This is a genomic window from Morganella psychrotolerans (assembly GCF_965118875.1).
Classification (GTDB): domain Bacteria; phylum Pseudomonadota; class Gammaproteobacteria; order Enterobacterales; family Enterobacteriaceae; genus Morganella; species Morganella psychrotolerans_C.
This window is the reverse complement of record NZ_CBCPJD010000004.1, coordinates 57760-75712: the sequence shown is the minus strand read 5'-3', so window position 1 is coordinate 75712 and position 17953 is coordinate 57760. Positions and strand designations below refer to the sequence as shown.

The window sequence follows — 17953 nt, the reverse complement described above, 5'->3', positions numbered from 1 at the left end:
TTTTTTATATCATTCAGTCACCTGCATAAAGCCTCCATGACATAAGCCGATAATCGATATGTCCGTCAGGACAACTTTCGTTATTTTTTTATTTTCATTTTTATGGCGGCGGAGCCGGGGATCACATGCTGAAAAAAATAAAAAGGTGGGCATCTTCGCGTCAGACGTTGCATGTCAGACAACCGGATAATATAGAAATTTTTCAGAAACGATTAAGTGAGGCTGCCGGTGTATGTGCCGGAAATGAACCGGCTGAAAGTCCGGGTGAACAGCAGAACGGGCATGGTGATATGTTGTGCCGTCACCTTCTGGAAGGTATCAGTGCAATTGAAATTATCCGTAACTCGTTGTTGGATTCAAGTAACCGTCTGGCGAGTGAGCAGAGCACGCTCGATGAAATGACACACCATAATGGCGAAACCCGCCAGCATATGCATGAGCTTAATAATGTGCTGGATGACATCAGTGAACATGCGGACAAAGGGCTGGATTACACGAAAAAACTGGTTTTTACACTGGAGCAGATCAATCAGAATATCGATAATATTGAGCGCCTGTCTAACCAGACAAACCTGCTGGCAGTCAACTCGGCGATAGAGGCTTCCCATGTAGGTAGCCGGGGTGCAGGGTTTTCTGTTATTTCCCGTGAGATAAAGCAATTATCGGGTGAAATTCAGGATGAAGCGACCACGATTACCTCTTTTACCGGCAAGATTCAGTCTCATGCTCATCATATTCATACGGATGCGAAAGATAACCAAAAATTAGTGGTGAGTATTCGTAATATTGCAGTGCAGGCAGAAAGTCGTCTGCAAAATATGATCACTTGTTCATCCAGAATGCAGGCCATTATCCATTTTGTTGCTATTCAGCAGTTTCTCAATACGGTCAAGCTGGATCATGTTATCTGGAAAGGCGATATCTACAGCCGCTTACTGGATGGGAATGCCGATTTGCTTGTAAATGATCATACTCAGTGCCGGCTGGGAAAGTGGTATTACGCAGATGAAGGGCAGAAATTTATCAGTCATGATGCATACCGCCGGCTGGAAGGACCGCACAAAACAGTGCATTTGTCTGGGCGTAAAGCGCTGGAAGCCCGTGCTCAGGGGTGCAGGCGTGATGAAGAAATGTATTTGGGGGAGATGGAAAGTGCCAGCCGCAGTGTTATTCAGCACATTGATAACTTACTCGAATCAATAAGTTATTAGATGCCGTTATCAGACGATGTCATCAGAATAGAAAAAAGCATCGACGTGCGATGCTTTCATTATTTTATGATTTAAAATCAGTTGGTTGCCGTAATGGTTTTTTGCAAAACAGTAGCAGCCAGGGTATCACCAGTCACTGTTTCATTACTGTTTTCGGTCAGATCCCACAGACCGATTTCTCCGTCATGGTTGAGTGTCACAATATAGCGGCAGCCCGATTTCAGGGCACTGCTGTGCTGACGTTTCAGTTTGGCGCTGGTGAAATCACTCAGTATTTTATATTGCGGTAACTGATGACGCAGTGTGTTTGCCAGTAGCAGTGCATCCACATTCTGTGAAGCATCTTCATAGGTCACAACAATATCGGGCTGATTAACAATTGCTTTATCCAGACCCAGAGTTTGGATAAGCAGTAACAGCCGCTCAATACCGATAGCAAATCCGGACGCCGGCAGTTTTTTGCCGCTGAACAGCTCAACCAGCCCGTCATAACGACCACCGCCGCAAACTGTCCCCTGTGAACCCAGTTCATCTGTTATCCACTCAAAAACAGTGCGGGTATAGTAGTCCAGACCGCGTACCAGCCGTGGATTTACCACATAAGCAATATTTTCGCTGTCCAGCAGACGGCGTAAATCATCGAAGTGGTGCTGTGATTCATCACCCAGGAAATCCAGCAGACGTGGTGCCGCTTCAATCATTTCCTGCATATCCGGGTTTTTACTGTCGAGAATACGCAGCGGGTTGGTTTCCAGACGGCGCAGACTGTCTTCATCCAGCAGTGCTTTGTGTTCTGTGAAGTAACTGACCAGTTGCAGGCGGTGCTCTGATCGTTCCTCCGGTGTACCCAGTGAGTTAATCTCAAGGCGCACATGTTTATCTACGCCGAGCACTTTAAAGATATCCTTCACCATAAAAATCAGTTCAGCATCAATATCCGCGCCGGGCATACCAAAGGTTTCCACTCCGAACTGCGTAAACTGACGCAGACGGCCTTTTTGCGGGCGTTCATAACGGAACATTGGTCCCTGATACCACAGGCGCTGCGTGGTGTTGTAGCACATGTTGTTATCAATAACCGTGCGCACGCAACCACTGGTGCCTTCAGGACGCAGCGTGATGTGTTCACCGCTTTTATCCAGGAAGTTATACATCTCTTTGGAGACAATATCGGTGGATTCGCCGACCGCACGCTCAAACAGAGCGACCGGTTCCAGAATCGGCAGCCTGACCTCCTGGTATCCGTAACGGGTGGTAATATTCCTGATCCGGTTTTCCAGCCACTGCCAGACCGGGGTTTCTTCCGGAAGCACACTTCGCATCCCCCGGATTGACTGAATTTTTTCCATTTTTAATCCTCTATATACAGTTTCTCTGTGAGAAATTCCGGCTGTCATCATTGTCAGCCGGTAACGCCATCTCAGCGGTCTGCTCAGGGCAGATCCCCGGGATGTACGACAGGGCGAGCCCGGGGCGGGATGCGGGTGTTTTTTTTTCGCGGCGCATGATGAAAACCAGGTACAGCGGAATAGTAAACATCTGTAGCACCATGCCCCAGAACAGCGGCGTTGTACCGGCGCCTATCAGCGCGACCATGGTGAATCCCAGACCAATCAGGCTCAGAGTGGCGTAAATAATAAAGGTGCGGCTATACTGCATTTTTTTGGCGATCATGCCGATAGGCAGGGAAACCGCGGCAAAGGCGTATGGGATCAGACTGGCTGAAACCGCAAGAATAATGATGCTGCGAAACTGCTGCTCCAGGCTGGGTGAAATAGTGAGCAGAAGTACGGCGCTCATCATACAGGCGGTGCAAATCAATCCCTTATAAGGCACGCCATGGCGGTTTACCTCGGCAAAAAATGAGGGGAAGGTTCCGTTCTCTGCCGCAGAGCGCGGCACTTCAGTCTGTAAAATCTGCCAGCCGGGCAGTGCGCCGAAGCAGGCAATAATCGCCAGCGCAGAGATAATCTGCCCGGCATGACCGCCCCATAAATATTGGGCTGTATCGGCAAATGGCGCGGTGGAATTAATCAGTTGTTCGTGGGGCAGAATGCCCATCATGACATTAACGGAACTGAGATAGCAGGCCGCTGCAATTAAAAGCCCGATAATTGTTGCTAACGGAATATTGCGTCGCGGATTAATAACCTGCGCGGAGGAAACTGACGCGGATTCAATTCCCAGATATCCCCAGAGTGAGATAGCGGCAGCAGCCATAATGGCGTCGGTATCACTGGTTTGTGTGACATTGAAACTGCTGATGTAGCGGGTGTAATCAAAACTTGTCCAGCCAAAAATACTGATGCTCAGAATGACTGTAAGCATACAAAGGCCGGTAAAAATTTGTGCATAACCGACAATTTTTGCGCCCTGCAAACCCAGCAGAACGAAAAACCAGAGAATAATAATCGCGGTGATTGCGGCGTAAAGCGGGGTGTGAAGTTGCGGAAAGAAATAAGAGAGATAGCCAACCCCGGAGATTAACAGGGCACAGTTGCCTATCCAGGTTGAAAGCCAGTAAAACAGGGATGTCTGTAAGCCGGTGTACTGACCAAAGGTGCGGCCGATATTGGCAATAACGCCGCCTTTACAGGGCGAGATTTCACCTGTTTTGGCGAATACCAGCGCGAGTGCGAGCACACCACAAAAGGTGATAAGTCCGCCCCACAGCGCAATAGAGCCAATGTGCGCGAGCGAAGAGGGTAACATGAACACACCACTTCCCATCATATTGGAAGCAGTCATAATGATCAGAGCAATCAAGCCCATACGGTGGGTGGGTTTACCATTGTGAACCATACCATTTTGTCCTCACAGAAATACTCCAGCTACAGATGAGTGAGAGAGAGACCACATGATCAGCGGACTGACTGGTGTTTTTTTGTCTTTTTTCTTGCATCATCCTGCGTCGCTGTATAGGTTAGAGAGCGTTGCCGGCAGGATTGGCGTCTGCGCCGGCAACGAACCGTAAGGAGGCAGTGGATAATTACCACTGCCTTTTTTTATGCCGCGTGTAATTTCGCGTCGGCGATAACGTCATCGATCAGCGCATCAATCTGAGCAGTGTCCAGATGGTGAGCGGTGGTGATCAGGTGAGCATCATTACCGGAAGTCGCGAGGCAATGCTCTTTCCAGACCCGTTCAGACGGGCAAGGGAAGACAACGGTGATGGAGTTTTTGTTGCGCCATGCATTGATACCGGCTTTCTGCAGACGATCAACGGCGTACTGCGCCATATCCAGGCTGCGGCCGATGCGGCGTTTCCAGTCTTCGGTTGAATGTGCGCGGACAGCTTCCCATAACATCAGTGGTGTATGACCATTACGGGAACCTGTGATGGTTTTATCGTGTGCGGAGATGTAGTCAATTTCGACGGAGATGCGGTCAACATTCTCTTTTTTCGCAACAACAATACCGCAAGGGATTGGCGTGCCAATCATTTTGTGGCCGGAAACACCAATTGAATCGATACCATCAGCAAAGGTAAATGCCTGTGGTTCATCAACAAATGGCAGGATCATGCCGCTCAGTGCCGCATCCGCGTGCAGATAGTAATCTTCACGTTTGATACCGGCTGCTTTCATGCGTTTCTGGATCTCAGCGATATCATCAATCGCACCACGGACGGTTGTCCCGATGTTGGCGAAAATAATCGGATGGGCTTCTTTATCATCCGCAATTTTCTTCATCAGATCGTCATAGTCGATTTCGCCGTTTGGCTGAGCTTCAACAACCTGTGATTTGATGCGCAGTAATTTGACGATTTTCGCCACAGAGTAGTGGGTATCTTTTGAATAGTAGAGCGTACCATCAGGGAAGATTTCACGACCCAGGTAGCAACCGAACATATTACCTTCGGTCCCGCCGTTAGTGACATAACCCCAGCTTTGTTCAAACGGAATTTTGAACAGGTCTGCGAAATACTCCATTACTTCTTTTTCGAAATCGAAAGAGTTCAGCAGATAGTTACAGTACTCGCCCCAGTCCCCACAGTTATTGATGGAGAAACGTAAGAAGCGTTCCAGATTGGTGTAATTAAAATCCGCAGATTCAGGATAACCGATGTTGAAATACTGGTTTTTTACGCAATATGCCCAGAATGCATCGAGTTTGTTTTGATCATTGATAGACAGAGTCATAATTATTTACCTCTTGTTTTTCAAAATATAAAGACTGTAAAACGCAACGGATTACGATTTATTTTGTTCGTCATGGATATAAAGGATGTCTTTCCCTGTTTTCGCGCGACCGGCAGCCACAAAGCTGAACAGCGGAATAGTGAGTGACATCATGACCAGACCCCAGAACATGGAATCAGACCCGGAACCTAACAGCGCAAAGACGCAATAAATGATGCCGATGACCACGAGGACGTTGTAGAAAATAAACGTACTGCCGCGGTTCATTTTTTTGGACACCATGATGATAGGCAGGGAAATCAGCGCATACATGTATGGCAGCAGAGAGGCGAATACAGACATCAGAATGACGATTTCAAACTGTTTGGCGAGGTTTGGTGATGCGGTCATCAGCAGCACTAAGCTCATCAGTACACCGGTGAAAATAAGGCTTTTCATCGGAACATCATTTTTATTCACATCGGAGAAGAATTTAGGGAACAGACCCTGGTCAGCACCGGCGCGGGGACCTTCAGACTGAAGAATTAACCAGCCGGAGATAGAGCCGAAGCAGGCAATAATACTCAGAATTGACGCGACAGTACCGGCGGTTTCACCGAACATATAACGGGCAGCATCAGCAAACGGCGCTGCAGAGTTAATCAGTTCTTCATGCGGAACCAGACCCATGATGACGGTGCAGCTGCCGACGTAGCAGACAGATGCAATCAGCAGACCATAGACGGTTGCCCGGGGAACGGTGTATTCCGGTTTATCTACCTGACCACTGGACACCACGGCGGATTCAACCCCGAGGAAGCCCCACAGCGCGATAGATGCAGCAGTAATAATGGCGGAAGTATCGCTTTTCCCGGTGCCGTTATAGACCTGGGAGAACATCTGCGGATCAAACCAGAACCAGCCGATGACACCCACACCCAGTACCACAACCAGCATACAGGTCGCGGTGAAAGACTGTGCGCGACCGGCGACACGGGCGCCGAAACTGGCTAAAACAACGAAACCCCACAAAATAACGATAGCAACAATGCTGCCGATAGTCGGGTTTCGCAGCTCAGGGAAGAAGTAGCTGAGGTAGCCGACACCGGCAACCAGCAGCGCGACGTTACCGACCCAGGCACTTATCCAGTAGCAGACAGTGGTCTGGAAACCGATAAACGGCCCGAATGCATCACTGGCATACGCCACGATACCGCCGTTACGCGGAGTGATCAGACTGGTTTTGGCGAACACCAACGCCAGCGCAATCACACCAATAATTGTAAATAGCCATCCCCATAAAGAGATGTAACCAATGCCCGCAAGGTTGGTTGGCAGCATAAACACACCGGAACCCATCATATTTGATGCGGTTACCAGGGTTAGTGCAACAACCCCCATTTTATGGGCGGAACTGGCACTCATGTTTCCCATAATGCTTTTCCTGTTAATGATTGTTAGTTGGAAAGGTGCACCCGATGACAATTACCGAGATAGGGAAAACTTAATTTCTTAAAGCCCTCTGAAATGTGATCTGGATCAATAAAAACAGTGTTCACATAACAGTTTCAACTGAAAATGAACGTTTTATGAGCTATTTTTCAGTAAGTGACTCCGTCCCCTTTTTTATGGCTAATACTCACAACTTTATGTGTGGTTATTATTTTACTTTTGTCACCGTTGAATTAACAAAATAACAAAGAGATAAATAAATATACCTATTTCAGTATGATGAAAAAGAACCGCATTCAGAAATAAACATAGTTCACCTAATATAAGTTAGAATGAGAGAGTCATTTTTATATTATATAAACATTAGATAATTTAATTGTTTTTAGCGGTCGGAGCGCTGAACTATGCCAAGACGAGAGCGCCTTTATTTTTCCGGATTACCACAGCTTATTAAACTTAACGGACACAATCATCAGAAACTCTTTCAGGAAGAGGAAGATTATTTCCGTTTTCTGACTTGTATTGACAAGTCTTTAGAATCATACGATTGCGAATTACATGCGTACTCTTTTCAGGCGGATACTGTTCTGTTACTGCTTACGCCAAAATCAAAAGAAGACCTTAGTCGCTTCATTCAGCATATCGGTCGTCAGTATGTTCCTTATTACAATAATAAATATCAGCGCAGCGGTGCATTATGGGAACAACGCTATAACAGTTGCCTTATTGAAGCGAATTCCTATTTTCTCTTAGTCTCTCAATATGTTGATACATTTACATCAGATCAGTCAGAATATAATGATAAACATAACTGCAATTATTCCAGCTTCAGCCATAACTCCGGGGAATGTGTTATTCCGAGAATGACTGAGCATCAGTGTTATTTACAATTAGGAAAATCACCGGAAGAGCGCGGCATTCATTATCAGCATTTTTTATATACCACAATAAGTCCGGCCGTCACTGAGCGGATACAAACCTGCCTGAAACAAAACTGTGTGCTGGGAACGAATCAATATTGTCAGAAACTGGAGTTTGAGGTGAACCGCACCGTGCGTCCGCATCAGACGGGACGCCCGCGTAAACACTACAGCAATAATGTGACGGATTGGATCTGGCTTGAAAACCGGGCATCAAAGTTACTGGAGCGTTATTGCTACCAGGAGATCCGCTTCCCGTTGCTGGAGTACTGGGATGAGAACATGAAAAATACAGCGGCATTTTCTCATGATAACCAGGACGCCCCGACACTTAATTGCAGTCATCCGGCTCTGTTGCGCGGAGAAGGAACAATGGGATGTCTGCGGGTGATAGCACAGCATCAGCATTTACAGTCGAAAAGTAAATTGTGGTATATCGGCGCTATGTTTCGCTCTGTTGCCGGGCAAAAGCAGGATTTTGAGCAATATCATCAGATTGGTGTGGAAGCGTTCGGCTACGATAATATTGACATCGAGCTGGAGCATATTTTAATGCAGCATGATTTTTTCAGTTCACTGCATCTCACGCCGTATATTGAATTAAATATTAATACCGTTGGTACAGAAGCTGAATTTACCCGGTTTCGTCAGGCGCTGGTGGCGTACTATCAGCCGTTTCTGCCCTTTTTTGAAGACCAGTGGCGGGTTATTCTGGAGGAAAGACCGGAGCAGTTACTTTCAACGGCGCACAAATTGCTGGATATAGTGAACAAAAAAGCGCCGTCGCTGAGTGATTTTCTGTCTGATGCTTCCACGACCCGTTTCCGGGAACTACTGGATTCGCTGAACCGCCTGAAAATTCCGTACAGTGTGACGCCAACACTTTATCCGGTGAATAATTACTGTCATACCCTCTTTGAATGGCGTACCACGCATCCGGACAGTCCTGATACACTGCTTTGCCGTGGTGGCCGCTATGATGCCAGCGCCTCACACCTGCTGGGGAAAGACATGGCTGTCAGCGGCTTCGCTTTCATGCTTGATCCTGTTATTTTTCTGATCCGCACATGTCATAAACAGTTGTTACGTCAAAATGCGACGGATGTGGTTTTGATCCCTGAGAATACCCGCGCCGCCGGAAACGCCCTGATTGTAGGTCGTCGGTTACGGACATTGTTCCCGCACTTTACGATTAAAAATGATTGCTCCGGGATGCGGATCAATGCTTGTCGTAAAAACGCGGAACGCAATGGCAGCCGTTTTATTATTGTGGTGCCGCCGGAGCATGGCGATGAGCTGGAACTGACTGACAAAAATAATGGATTGATTCAGAGTATGAATGAGAACGCGATGATTGGTGTGCTCGGGCACAGTGTGAACTGCTGAGAAAGGGCAGTATTCACAGTAACAGGTGAGTCTTTAAGCCCGTTACTGTGAATAACATTATTGCTGGCGGAGCAAGGCATCCAGCGCGTTATAGAGCGCTGTGGCACTGCGCTCATAGCCTGCCGCTGAGAGATGCACTTTATCCGGACGCGCAAGATCCCGCAGAACCCAGCTGTTAATCGCACAATCCCCGCCCATATATTGCTGCCAGTCCCAATAAAGTAAACCTTCGTTTTTTGCGACAGACTGCTGAATACTTATCACATTGTGCAGGTTTGCAGGCTGCTGTGAGCGGCAGTCAGGTGCCGCTTTGTTTTTGATGCTGTCACCGGGACCGACCAGCAGGATCACCGCATCCGGCATTGCCTGACGGATTTTATTCACATTCGCGGTAAGCTGCTGACGATAGAGATCCAAATTCAGTGTGTCATTGAAGGCCTCATTGGTACCGTAAGCGAGGATCACCATCTCCGGCGCGGTTTCTGCCAGAGTACTGACCCATTGCGGTGACCATTTGTCCGTCATGGCAATGGTGGCACCATTGATGCCGACAGCCGATAACATCACACCCGGGTGGTTGCGCGTAATAAACCAGCCACCGATATTCAGCGGGCTCTGTTCACTTGTCGTAATGTCCGCCGGGAAGGTCACCGGGACACTGTCAGAGAAACGCCAGCCGGAGGACGGCTGAAGGTTCAGTGTGTTGTTGGTGGCGGAGCGCACAGAAACCGATGCCGGATAAGAGGTTTGATATAATACCTGCATATCATACTGATTTGACGTTGGATTGCGCTCTTTCATCGTCAGTGTACTGTGGCTGGTCAGCGGCGAAATAATAAAGCCGCCCAGCGGGAAGTTCGGTGCATCATCTTTCCGGCTGGTCAGAAATGACCATTGTTTTTTCGGCTCAGTAAAGACGAAATTAGCGGTACGCTGCCCGGCAATAATGCTTGGCGGAACAAAGCCGATCCCGGCATCGCCGTAGCCTGCCTGAAATTTATCACGCAATGTACCGGAGAAAAAATCAGCCGCAGTATGTGAATCCCCGATCTGGACAATATGAACCCGGGCAGATGGATCACGCAGGCGATGCGCTAACCGGCTGAGATTCGGATCGCCATAGTTGGTCAGATCATTACGTGACACCGGTGGCGGTGTCTGTGTCGGCGTTATCCACGGCTTGTCAGCGCTGTGCTGACAAGACATCAGAGAGACGGCGGCGGCGAGTAATACAGTCGCGCCTGCGAGTTTAAGGTGCCACGACGGGCGTTTTTGTTGTTTCATTATGTGTTTCTTCTTGCATCTCAGATTCCTGAGGTGCAGCATTAAATTTAATCAGATCAAACACCGTGTCAGCGATAGCTTTCTGACCTTTATAGGTGAAGTGAATACCGTCCCCGCTGCGCAGCTTGATATTACTGCTGCCGTCACCGATATAATCGGAATAGATCTGATCCTGATATTTGAAAATTGTATTTGCGGACAGCCAGATTTCCCCGGCATTTTTGATTTCCGACTGATAAAGTCCGCTCAGATAGTGTACACCATCCGACAATTTCCCTTTGCGCATATTCGGCGGACTGATCCAGATGACATCCACACCCTGAATCCGGGCGGTTAACAGAATATCCTGAATCCGTTTACGGTACTGCTCTTCCCACTCTGGTGAGGTGAAACGCAGATAGCGCCCGCCAGCGTCCGACGGCATATCCCACGGATCATTCGGCCCGAGGAACACCACCATCAGCCGGATATCCGTGTTGGCGGCTAATGTCGTTCTGACGATTTCCGGCCAGTTGAAAAACTTGGGGTAAGTGAGACCGGTACTCTGCTTGCTGAGGTTGATGCTCTCAATGCCATAGGCTTTGGTCAGCCGCGATTGTAGCACAGGTGCTACGCCCTGCATGAGTGAATCGCCGACAAAGAACACTTTATCACCGGCTTCAAGTTCGATTATTGATTTCGGTGTCTTTTTCGCCAGAATTTGTTTTGCAGCCTGTTCTTTATCCAGCTTCAGGACAGAACTGCCTGCCGGCAGGCGATCCCGGTTAAGTAGTTCAGGGAAGGTCACAGACAGCGCAGCGGCCGGATAGAGATAGCCGTTGAGAAAATGCAGACCGGTCTGAAACTCTTCCGGAAATGCCAATTTACCGGGGATCGCTTTTTCAGTTTCTTCAATGACATGATTTCCCTGTGCATATTCCACCATGGTTTCTCCGGCGGCAATAACTCCATCCTGAAGGTATCCGCCGAGATCCCAGGCATAATGCCCCTGTAATTTTGCCCATGGTGCAGGCTGGTGATATGTCTGCTCCCAGTAACGTGCCAGCGGGTTTTGGTTCAGCCAGATAAGCGCCACGGAGGCACTCAGCACAATAAAAACCACTTTCAGGGCGCGTTCTAGGTTTTCTGTAAAATCAAAAATTCGCATAGATAAAACCCGGCATGCCTGAAGGTGAGAAAATGAAAACCAGTGTCATAAAGAGTGCCAGCGGCAGCGGATACCAAACCCAGGAAACCCGCTGATAATACTGACCGGCCTTGTGATACAGATTAACACATGACGGATACAGGAATAATAATACCCAGAACGCGGCAAGCAGCGGGGCGCTTGCGCTGACAGAGGATACAAAACCGCCTGCGGTCAGTTGTGTCAGCATGGTGACGGCATCACTGAGTGTGGCGCTGCGAAAGAAAATCCACGTCAGGCAGAGCACATGGAAAGTAAAAATCCGCGCTATCCAGACCGTGGTTTTCTGCCATACCGTTTCCGCCGGGTCTTTGCGCGGCGGCATAAGTTTGTGTTTGATATTCATCAGCACAATACCCAGCCCGTGCAGCGCACCCCAGATAATAAACGGCAGACCGACGCCGTGCCAGATACCGGAAATGACCATTGCAATAAAGGCGTTGATATTCATCCGCACCGCACCCTTGCGGTTCCCGCCGAGCGGGATGTAGATATAGTCGCGGATAAACACGGATAAACTGATGTGCCAGCGCGCCCAGAACTCTTTCAGGTTGGTGGCAAGATACGGCGCATTAAAGTTTACCGGCACCACAAAGCCGAGCAGCATGGCAATCCCCGTCACCAGGTTGGTGTAACCGGAGAAGTTAAAATAGATATTCCACGCATAGGCGTAAACGGCAACCAGTATCTCACCCGCGCTGTAATTGACCGGCGAGCTGAATACCGGATTGGCGAAATTCTCTGACAAATACGCGCTGAACAGAAACAGTTTTACCATCGACAAGGTGATCAGCAGCAGGGCTTTTTTGTAATTAATCACTTCCCGCGAGGTTGCCTGAATCTGCGGCATAAAGGCTTTGGCGCGGTTGATCGGACCGGCAACAATACTCGGAAAGAAGCAGAGATACAGAACCACATTCCAGAATGACGCTTTTTCAATCTCTTTACGACAGACTGACACCACATAGCTGACAGAGTGGAAGGCATAAAACGACAGCCCCAGCGGTGCAAGGATCGCAAGTGTCGGCAGCTCTGCTTCAATTCCGGCCTGTAACAGGGCACTTTGCAGTGATTCCTGTAAGAATCCGTAGTATTTGAAAACAGTAAAGCAGCCGGTAATCCCTATCCCCAGCAGGATGTAAATCCGGCGGGCAGACAAGCGGCTGCTCAGGACATTTGCCAGAAGATAAATAAACAGTGTGTAACCGGCAAGAACATACGCAAAACTTGGCTGAAACAGGAAAACAAATACGTAACTCGCTGTTATTAAAAGCGTATTTTGTAAGCCGGTTTTCTTTTGACAGAGCCAGTAAATCAGAAAAAAAGCAGTAAAGGAGGCAAGAAATTCAAATGAAAAGAAATTCATATCAGACTCTGTGAAAGCATGTGAGGAATGACGTTGTGTATATATACTCGTCATACTTCGAGATGCCCGGGTGTTGACTACGCAAAGCTCGCCGGGTCACATAGTTTATCTGTGTTCTCCGCCTATCTTGGCTTGTCGCCTACATGCATCTCGAATTATTTAGAGCATGAGTGGTGAGTATAATATAAGTTATCAAAGGCTATTCAATAAGAATGATGAAAAGAAAGAAAAAAACCCACGGAATAAGCATATTAACCGTGGGTTTCCGGGTTCAGTTCTGAGTGTTGCTCAGAAAACTGAACGATTTATGTGTTTTGGGCACTTTTCTGTGCAGTCGATATCAGTGTTTTATTACTGTCATACATCTGCTGCAGGTAGCGGTTATAGGTATCTCCTTTCTGGGAGTATCCTTCCAGCTGACGGATAAGATCCGGTGTACTCAGTGAGTCATCATCACCGAGGCGCTGTTTCGCCCGTTCTGAACGCAGTGAATTATAAGCACGATGCGTATTCAGATTTTTCATGTAAGCCGTGACACCATCCTCAATGGTGCTGTAAGCGTAGTAGCCCTGAACCTGACCGGTTCCGGCACTACAACCCCGTCCGCAACGCATACCAAACAGGTTATTGTTTGATTGGGACAGTTTTGATGTTCCCCAGCCTGACTCTGTTGCCGCCTGAGTGGCAACGAAGTGGGTGGGCAGGATATCGACACGGCTTAACAGCGCTTTCCAGTTGGTGCGCTTAGGTGAGCTGCATGTCATATCATAGCTCTGGCAAAGCGTTCTGAGCTTTGCGATATCACTTGCTGACCAATGGTTATTTTTCTGGCGTTCCAGTAACCAACTGCGGTCATTCATGATTTGGCGATTAACTTTGTCAATCGTCGGGACAATGGCATTTAAAAACGCTTTCTTTCGGGGTGTACCTGAAGGGTATTTTCGCAAATCAGGCAGCGCTTTGTTGAGCGGCCTGCCGTTATGAGAATACTCTAAACTTGTCGTGGTACTGGTTGAAGCAAAGCTAAAACCGGTAAAAAATAGAAAAATCAAGAAAGCGAAGACTGCACTTGTCCTCATCGTATGAGAGGGCATTGCTTTTCCTCGTTTTGATTGTCTGAACAAATTTCGAACGAATACTAGCAAAATAGAAAAACCATAGCCAGACTTATTCGCCATCGTTAAATATTAATGGTGTATGTTTTTACAGTACAATATTCTGTTTCCTGATTTTGTCTATGTCTATTAGTAAGTTAAAACAGGCATTAAATGACGGCTGTTTTTAGCAAAAAAGGCGGAATAATCTGGAAAATTAATGTGTTTTCTTCTGCAACTTATCGCATTTTCGTTTTTTTATGCGGTTTTTTATGTGGTTCTGTATCAGCATTCATTATTAGTAATATTCGAAATTCAGGATAGCGGTGGTATTGATCCGTCCCGCACTGAGCTTTGCCGCATCATATACATAGTAATACGCCCAGAGATTCAACCCGTTATTCACTTCAATAAATGTACTTTTTCCCCACTCAAACAGATAGGAATCTGACCGGACCTGCCTGCCCGGCGGGTTGATAATGACAGCGCTATTATTATTCATATCAGCATGGCGTCCGATACGGATCCCCACCCCTTTTGCCGCCCCCGGGCGCATATCCGTTAACGTTTTCATATCCTGCTGATATACCTGATTGCTGGCCAGGTAAGCTTTCACCGGGCGGCTGGTGCGACCATTCAGGCGATCGCGGCAGGAGATATCAAGATGAAAGCGGGTCATGCCGCCGGTTGTATCACGTTGCAGGCGTGCGCGATCCACCTGCGGCAATTCAACCAATAAGTCGGCATTATCAAAGGTGCAGGTTGTTTCGCGTGGCTGATAGGTTACATCCAGCGGTTGCAGAAACAGATCTTCATTATGTTCCGGCCAGTGTCCGCTTATCAGATAACTGAGGATATCCAGCCCGAGACGGATAAAAAACTGAATCAAACCAATGCGGGATGTATCTGCCGCGATAACGGCTCCGTCAAACCGGTATTGATTGCCGGAGACAGTCACATCGTTGCGGGAGCCCTGTGGCAGCACCCGCGCACTGAGTGTGAAACGCGCCTGAACGCGGTCAGCCGGGTAGGGTTTTCTGTTGTAATCAAACTTCAGTGTATTACCGGGCTGAAGGTCAATCACTCTGAATTCAACCGGATAGCGTCCGTTCTGAAAGCCGACAACCAGAGAGCGCTTTTGCAGATAAGAAGCGTTGACCACACTATTACTGTAAGCAGTACAACTGAATTCCCCGCTGTAACGGGTGTTGAAATAGAGTGTGGTTTCCGTCTGCCGGTAAAAAGTTTCGGACAGATCCACAGACAGCGGCGGTGCCTGTTTATTACCGGTATTTGAACATTCCGCCTGCACATAGCTGGTCAGCAGCATCAGAAGACCGGCGAAAAAATAACACTTTCTGAGCATCAGGGAATATCACCTTGTTCAGTACAGAGGAGGGGGGAGGTTTGCGGCGTAGCTGTGAGTGTGACCCGGCAAAAGCCGCTGTCGTTGTCTGTCAGCCGGACATCCATGTATGCCGGGCGTGTTTCGCTTCTTATATATATGAGGCTGTTCTGCCCGACATAACCGATGCTGTTATGCTGCCCGTCAGTTACTTCTGTTCCGAACGGCAATGGTTTTCCGCTATGACGGACAGCGCGCAGATAAAATTCCTGCCGGGTATCGGTTTTGAAATTGATCAGTGTCACCGCGCCTGCGTAAGGGACGATATCCTGCACATTTCCCATCAGTTCAGCCGCGTTCTCCGGTGCCTGAGAGGCATCCAGAATAATGGCATTTTTGCGGTAAGCAGACAGATACGGTACCAATACCCGACCCTGCGTGTCGGTGGTGATATTGTTGTCATTATTAACGATGGCGTTTGCTGTGCCCGGTACATTGACTATCGCAAAGGTTTCTCCCGGCTGATTTGCCGTGAGTACACCGCCGGACCAGGCAACCAGACTGCCGGTTGCACCGGCACCAAGCTGGCGGTACTGCCCTGATTCACTGTAAGACGCATTCAGTGTTACCGGTGCGGTGCGGTAAGCAGCACTGGTGCTGATGGTTGTACCAGTAACGGGTTGATGTGCCAGATTTACATTATAGTTCAGTGCGTTACTCTTACCTGCTGCGCCGCTCAGTCCGATATTACTGTTCCGGTAGCGCCCCTGTTCGGTCATGCTGTTGGCAGTCAGATACACTTTGTTGCCGGACAGTGTAAGTGGCACTGAGAGCGTCAGGTTCACCCTGGTTTCTTCATTATTATTACGATTATTATCTGAAGTGCTGTTATTGCTCTGGTTATAACTGACCCGCCCGGCACTGATTGTATAATTAATATCCTGCCAGTTATTGGCATAGCCGGTTTGATATTCACGGGTGCTGCCTTGTCCGCCCCAGTAATCCCGCAGTGTTCCGGCTAGATAAACGGAGCCGTAATCCCCTCCGAGACGCTGATTGATATTGACGTTAAATGTACTGCGCTGACGGAAACTGCGATCATCTGCCGGCAATTCACCGGCGCTGTCCTGCCGGTTAAGCTGATTCTGATATTGCACGGCATCCGATAAACTGAAATAACCGCTGGTGGAATAACGGTAAGCCGCGAGAGAAAAATTAGTATTGGTCTGATGAATAAACCGGCTATACGCCACTTTGTAGCTCTGTCCGCGAAAACGCGGAGAGGGGGAAGAGAACATAGCATCAGAGTGAGTGACATCCACAGACAATGCACCCACAGGCAGATTGAATCCGCTGCCGAGCAAAAATGCCTGATAATTTTCAGCCGCGATCACACCACCGTAACCGGTGAGGGTATTATTGATACCATATTGCAGATTCAGTTGCGCAAAGCCAGGATGATAAGGATTATCTGTCAGCTGCACTTCACCGGCATTCAGTTCATATTTGAACAGACCTTCTTTTAACATATTCGGCACGGCAGAAAATGGTACTAAAAAGTGATTGCTCTGTCCGTCGGCTTCATTAACTTCCACCTGCAAATCGCCCCCGGAGCCGGTCGGCAGCAGGGTATCAACCACAAAGGGTCCCGGTGGTACACTTTGCTGCCAGATCAACTGGTTATCCTGATAGATTTTAACCAGTGCATTGGTTTGTGCCACGCCGCGCACAACGGGAGAGAAGCCCTGCCAGGCATCGGGATACATGCGGATATCTGTTTTCAGCCCTGCGCCACGAAAGCGGACAGATTCAAACAGTTCATTGGAGGTATAGCTGTCGCCTGCCCGCAGATCAGATTTTATCGCGGGAAACCCCCGTTGCAGATAGCGGGTATTGGTATCCCATTGTGTGCCCCGGTCGCGGGCGTAGGTCAGAGAGGATTGATCCCGAAATTGCCAGCCCGCCAGGTTCAGCCCGCTGTTGAGTGTCAGATACGCATTATCGTTATCGCTGCCGTCATTTTTTGTGGTCGCGTGATAATAATTGGCGTTATAACTCACTATCGCGGCATTAACACCCTGATCCCATAACGCCGGGTCCACATATCCTTTGAGTACGGTATCAAGCATGGCCTGCGGGACATTCAGGGCCAGCTGAAACTGACCGATATTCAGCGTATAACTGCCGGGAGGTACCTGGGTATCCAGCGCAACATAGCCGTCTTCATCCGGCTGCGCCGGGGTTTTTGTCTTACGCAGCCCCAGTTTGGCGATATCATCCCGAGCAATAAAGACAGACTGCCCGCTCTGGCGCAGCATCAGCGGAAAGCGGCCTTTCCATTCACCGTTGACACTTATCTCAATGGTGTATTGCCCGTCAGGGAATGTATCGTCCCGGTCAAACCGTGATAAATCCGCTTTTGCAGAGTCGCCGTAAAGAAAATTGGTATTAAATCCGGCGGTCTGTGCGGGCGTGCTGAACAGCAGCGGTAAAAGAGAGAGCAGGCGTATCAGCACAGATATTTTCTGTGCTGATACGCTCTGATTTAATACTCCCTGCGGGATGTCGCTGTGCATCGGTACCGGCTG

The 17953-nt window shown here is 48.4% G+C and carries 12 protein-coding genes; 2 read left to right on the top strand and 10 right to left on the bottom strand.

From position 1 onward, the window contains the following. The first annotated feature begins 125 nt into the window (after window positions 1-125). Window positions 126-1211, top strand: a complete 1086-nt coding sequence (locus ACMHKJ_RS05740) for a methyl-accepting chemotaxis protein (protein ID WP_413492536.1) — start codon at window positions 126-128, stop codon at window positions 1209-1211. 77 nt (window positions 1212-1288) lie between these two features. On the opposite strand, the gene hisS is transcribed toward ACMHKJ_RS05740, so the two are convergent. From hisS to hdcC, 4 genes are all read right to left on the bottom strand, one after another. Continuing rightward, entirely contained in the window at window positions 1289-2560 is a 1272-nt protein-coding gene (hisS, locus tag ACMHKJ_RS05735; protein WP_413492535.1) for a histidine--tRNA ligase, read from the bottom strand. A gap of 10 nt (window positions 2561-2570) precedes the next feature. Then, window positions 2571-4013, bottom strand: coding sequence for an amino acid permease (locus ACMHKJ_RS05730; protein ID WP_413492534.1), 1443 nt, complete (start codon window positions 4011-4013; stop codon window positions 2571-2573). Window positions 4014-4216: 203 nt separating this feature from the next. Continuing rightward, window positions 4217-5353, bottom strand: a complete 1137-nt coding sequence (locus tag ACMHKJ_RS05725) for a histidine decarboxylase (RefSeq protein WP_067366480.1) — start codon at window positions 5351-5353, stop codon at window positions 4217-4219. A gap of 51 nt (window positions 5354-5404) precedes the next feature. Beyond that, window positions 5405-6766 carry a histidine-histamine antiporter gene (gene hdcC, locus ACMHKJ_RS05720; protein ID WP_413492533.1) on the bottom strand — a complete coding sequence of 454 codons (1362 nt, stop codon included), beginning with the start codon at window positions 6764-6766 and terminating at the stop codon, window positions 5405-5407. Between the two features lie 422 nt (window positions 6767-7188). Here hdcC and ACMHKJ_RS05715 point away from each other — a divergent pair, with 422 nt between their 5' ends. After that, window positions 7189-9090 (top strand): ATP phosphoribosyltransferase regulatory subunit, encoded by a 1902-nt coding sequence (locus ACMHKJ_RS05715; RefSeq protein WP_413492532.1) that lies wholly within the window; start codon window positions 7189-7191, stop codon window positions 9088-9090. A 57-nt stretch (window positions 9091-9147) separates the two neighbouring features. Here ACMHKJ_RS05715 and ACMHKJ_RS05710 read toward each other — a convergent pair whose 3' ends face one another. From ACMHKJ_RS05710 to ACMHKJ_RS05685, 6 genes are all read right to left on the bottom strand, one after another. Then, window positions 9148-10374: an SGNH/GDSL hydrolase family protein gene (locus tag ACMHKJ_RS05710; RefSeq protein ID WP_413492531.1), complete on the bottom strand. Its 1227-nt coding sequence runs from the start codon at window positions 10372-10374 to the stop codon at window positions 9148-9150. After that, window positions 10340-11521, bottom strand: coding sequence for an SGNH/GDSL hydrolase family protein (locus tag ACMHKJ_RS05705; RefSeq protein WP_413492530.1), 1182 nt, complete (start codon window positions 11519-11521; stop codon window positions 10340-10342). Before ACMHKJ_RS05705 ends, ACMHKJ_RS05710 begins: the two co-directional genes overlap by 35 nt. Continuing rightward, window positions 11508-12926, bottom strand: coding sequence for an MBOAT family O-acyltransferase (locus ACMHKJ_RS05700; RefSeq protein WP_413492529.1), 1419 nt, complete (start codon window positions 12924-12926; stop codon window positions 11508-11510). Before ACMHKJ_RS05700 ends, ACMHKJ_RS05705 begins: the two co-directional genes overlap by 14 nt. A gap of 305 nt (window positions 12927-13231) precedes the next feature. After that, window positions 13232-14020: a protein bax gene (locus tag ACMHKJ_RS05695; RefSeq protein WP_413492528.1), complete on the bottom strand. Its 789-nt coding sequence runs from the start codon at window positions 14018-14020 to the stop codon at window positions 13232-13234. Window positions 14021-14318: 298 nt separating this feature from the next. Then, window positions 14319-15386: a fimbrial protein gene (locus tag ACMHKJ_RS05690; RefSeq protein WP_413492527.1), complete on the bottom strand. Its 1068-nt coding sequence runs from the start codon at window positions 15384-15386 to the stop codon at window positions 14319-14321. Beyond that, window positions 15386-17941, bottom strand: a complete 2556-nt coding sequence (locus tag ACMHKJ_RS05685; protein ID WP_413492526.1) for a fimbria/pilus outer membrane usher protein — start codon at window positions 17939-17941, stop codon at window positions 15386-15388. Before ACMHKJ_RS05685 ends, ACMHKJ_RS05690 begins: the two co-directional genes overlap by 1 nt. Window positions 17942-17953 lie beyond the last annotated feature (12 nt).